Origin of the sequence: Komagataeibacter swingsii (assembly GCF_003207895.1) — a bacterium.
In the GTDB taxonomy this organism is placed as follows: domain Bacteria; phylum Pseudomonadota; class Alphaproteobacteria; order Acetobacterales; family Acetobacteraceae; genus Komagataeibacter; species Komagataeibacter swingsii.
On sequence record NZ_NKUB01000066.1, the window covers coordinates 1 to 3871 of the forward strand.

3 protein-coding genes and 1 pseudogene are annotated in these 3871 nt (G+C 53.0%); all 4 read right to left on the minus strand.

Going from position 1 to position 3871, the window contains the following annotated elements; genetic code table 11:
- Positions 1-527 precede the first annotated feature (527 nt).
- A complete protein-coding gene (locus CFR76_RS17205) occupies positions 528-2630 on the minus strand; it encodes a PQQ-dependent dehydrogenase, methanol/ethanol family (protein WP_110557939.1) in 2103 nt (700 codons plus the stop codon).
- Positions 2631-2834: 204 nt separating this feature from the next.
- On the minus strand, positions 2835-3095 hold the full coding sequence (locus CFR76_RS17210) for a hypothetical protein (protein WP_110557938.1): 261 nt from the start codon (positions 3093-3095) through the stop codon (positions 2835-2837).
- An 87-nt stretch (positions 3096-3182) separates the two neighbouring features.
- On the minus strand, positions 3183-3587 hold the full coding sequence (locus CFR76_RS17215) for a helix-turn-helix domain-containing protein (RefSeq protein WP_341871537.1): 405 nt from the start codon (positions 3585-3587) through the stop codon (positions 3183-3185).
- An 18-nt stretch (positions 3588-3605) separates the two neighbouring features.
- A pseudogene (locus CFR76_RS18780) lies at positions 3606-3782 on the minus strand (AraC family transcriptional regulator ligand-binding domain-containing protein); the annotation flags it as partial.
- Between the last annotated feature and the right edge of the window lie 89 nt (positions 3783-3871).

Here is a 3871-nt window from a genome sequence, read left to right on the forward strand (position 1 = left end):
CAGCGACAGCGTCTCCTCAACAGACGCGCCACCTGTCATCCTGTTCCGTTCCATACCAACACACGGAATCATATCTCGCATCAAAACACAACTGTAGTGCTAGTTCCCCATTCGTATCAGTGTGTCCCAGCAAATTGCGGGTATCCAGCGGGTATGAAAAGACGGGGAAGCGGGTAAGGGGAGAATCCAGCAATGCTGACCGGTCCGATATACGGATACGAAGCGCAAAATCCGAAGCCAAGGCGTACAGGCTGTCCGATACCGGCAGACTGTTTATGCATATCATGTCTGGCGGCATGAAATCGCCTGGGCACGAAGACAGGAAAATGCGCAGGACGCCGGAACGCGGGCATCCGGGGATGCTAGTCCCTGACACCATAACGCTGTCCTGCCGGCCCGTCCCATAGCCTGCGTTTCCGCTTCCGGCTGCGTAAATGGACGCTATCCGTCACCTATCCGTCCTCCGTTTCTACCAGTCCGCATATGGCACGGGTTCGATCCAGATCATCAGAAACGCAGCGCCTTTCCTAATTTCCATGGGTGGTCTGCTGCCATGAACGATTGGCCTGCTGGATGATGAACTGGCGAATATCCTCTATTCTCTCCCGCGATAGAACAGATCCGAATTCATCCATGCCGAAGGCAGTCAGCGCGCCGCGCCCGACCACATTGTAAAATCCGCCATCATCAGACAACGCGCCTGACCACCGCAGATCAGGAAGGACACCACCAGACATCACATCATGTCCATGGCACCCGATGCAATAGGTGGCGTAATCCGCTGCACCACGCTGTGCCGCTGCGGCGTCGAAGCGTGCAGGCGGCCTGACGGGCGACCAGTCATGGGGCGCCTGATCGGGCAGTCTGTCATTCCCCTCCAGCGCGAAAACCAGCAGGCGCGAACGGTTTCCCGTAGTTGTCAGATGTTTATAGGGACCGCCAAAATAAAGGGGATAGGTACCACCCCACCCAACTTCGATCGCTACGTACTGTATTCCATCAATACTGTACGTCATGGGGGCGGCGATGATGCCGCTTTGCGCAGGAAAGGAAAACAGATCCTGCCCATTCAGGGCGTCATAAGCATGAAAGGTACCATCAGATAAGCCCTGAAACAGCACATTGCCACCCGTAACCAGCATGCCCCCGTTCCAGGGACCGGTATGGTCAATGCGGAAACGTTCCTGCTGCATGACCGGATCCCATGCAATGGTCCAGCCCTTCATATCGGCAATATCCGCTGGCTGTACGCCGTCCAGACCCAGGTTCCAGCCCTTGCGGTTCCAGGACCATACCCTGTCCGCATGATAGGTTTCAGGAACCTGCTGCGCGGGAATATAGGCCAGATGGATCAGTGGACTATAGGCCATGGGCGGAAAATTATGGGCGCCCAGCGCACCGGGATACATTTTTGTATTCCTGCCGGTCAGGGTATAGAGCGCATCAGGCGCAAACAGGGGCCGGCCGGTCCGGGGATCCAGACCCGTAGCCCAGTTGACAAACACATAGTTCTGCCCCGACAGGAACTGTCCCGTCCGGGCGTCAATCATGTAAAAGAAACCATTTTTCGGGGCATGCAGAATAACATGCCTGATCTGCCCCTCAACCGGCAGTTCGGCCGTGGTAATCGTCTGTGTGGATGTATAATCCCACTGATCGCGCGGTGTTTCCTGAAAATGCCAGACATATTCACCCGTATCCGGTTGCACGGCGACAATGCTGCCCAGAAACAGGTTATCTCCCTTCCCGTCCGAACGTAATCTGTAATTCCAGGGGGAACCGTTCCCCACGCCGATATAGACCAGATCGGTCACGGGATCATACAGGATCGAATCCCATACGGTGCCCCCGCCGCCTGATACACGCCAAGCCTCGGTGGGTGACCAGGTGGGCCATGCCATGTCATGCAGGACGGGATCAGACACGGCATGATCCGCTTCGTTATCCACATTGGGCACCGTGAAAAAACGCCACTTCAGCTTGCCGGTCATGCCATCAAAGGCGGAAACGAAACCGCGCGCGCCCAGTTCCGCCCCGCCATTGCCGATAATGACATTGCCATGGGCAATACGGGGCGCGCTGTCGACACTGTAAGCACGCGCCTTTCCCAGATTGGAATCGGGCGGGATTGTATTGACGCTCCAGACTTCCCTGCCCGTTCCGGCATCCAGCGCCACCAAGCGACCATCAAATGTGCCGACATAAATCATGCCATGCCAGTAAGCCACGCCGCGATTGACCGTATCACAACATCCCCGCCAGGCCGTATCACCGGGCACGCGCGGATCGTAGGACCATAACAACCGGCCTGTGCCGGCATCCAGCGCAAAGACACGTGACCAGTTGCTGCTGGCATACATCACGCCGTTTACAACAATCGGGATACCTTCCTGTCCCCTGTTGGTGTCAAAGTCATGATGCCATGCCAGCTTCAGCCGATACGCATTGTCATGGGTGATCTGTGCAAGAGGGCTGAAATGCTGTTCAGACTGATTGCCGCCATAACCGGGCCAGTCCGTTGACGTCGGAGCCGCGATACCGTCACGCGCGGCAAAGCCGGTTACGGCAAGGATCCCGCTGAAAGGAACAGCAGGGAAATGCTTTTTCCATATCGGTTTCATCTGCATCATCTTCATTGTAAAATTCAGGAAATATTCGTCAGAACATTATTTTATAAAAACTTTATTTCCATCCCGCCACAGAACAGCTGGAAAATAAACCCTGCATCAGAAACTGGCAATCATGCTGGTATGTGGGGAATATGGCAATACAATCGCTACATGCAGGCCATAATTCATGCTGGCCCATATATTGTAATTTTATTGAAATACATTTCAAGTAAATAGAATGCTGGCAAAAATATTATTCATAAATATATCTATTTTCTGTTCCCGCCACATCACCTTGAGCGTGATATGCCCGGCATGTCCTGCGCGTTTATTTCCGATCCGGCAGATCAGATGACCGATGTTCCATTCCGCAGGCATGAACATCCATTCGGTTCCATTGTTCAGGCGCGCCGCCGTCAGAAATACGCCATGGTAATGCTGGATTGAAACCCGGCGGACCGTATTTCCCGGATGTATCCTGAGCAACCATGCATGGCCTGTTTTTCTTCCACAGTATCCCGACTGGTATTCCCTGCAAGGTTTTCCATCAGAACATCATGCATTTATATATCATCAAATACTTTCGGATTGCATATACTGATATTTGTTTTTCAATGCGGCCTTCCATCGCCTGCGGGAACGGGAGAGCGACGTACTTTCGGCATAGCCAAGATGGGTTGCTATGGCATCGCGTTTCAGTGCGCCCAGTTCTTCCAGCCGTGTGGCGGTAAGATTACGGTAACGATCAAGCAGGGAACGGAAGGAATGACCGGCCGACTGCAATCGGCGCTGCAATGTGCGAACGGATACATCCAACCGTTTCGCCACGCAGGCCATGCAGGGCTGGCCGATTTCAACACAAAACCCGATTGCATTGAGTGTCGTTGCTTCCACCGAATTTGCTTCTTCTGATTGGCCGACAAGGCTTTTCAGATAGTCTTTCAGAACGGATATCAGAACATCATTCATAGTTTCCATACACACATCAAGATATTTCTTCGAAAACAGAACGGAGTTCGTGGTACAGCCATAAGTAAAATCACAACCCAGCAATCGTTTCAGTTTGGCACTACCATCAATGCTTGTATGTTCAAATTCTATTCCTGATGGCACCCAATGTGCCCCAAACCGCGCTTTTAACAGGGCAACAATCGTGCCCAAGGTGGAGGGTTCTAAAAACCCCCTGGTTTTGAGGTCTTCTGTATGATTCTATTTCTTCTGCGTTGATTGAGGGAATGGCGATATGAAGCAGTCTGGTTTCT

Coding starts and splice junctions, on each gene's coding strand:
- CFR76_RS17215 (WP_341871537.1), bottom strand. CDS start 3,587: ATGGAAACTATGAATGATGTTCTGATATCCGTTCTGAAAGACTATCTG.
- CFR76_RS17205 (WP_110557939.1), bottom strand. CDS start 2,630: ATGATGCAGATGAAACCGATATGGAAAAAGCATTTCCCTGCTGTTCCT.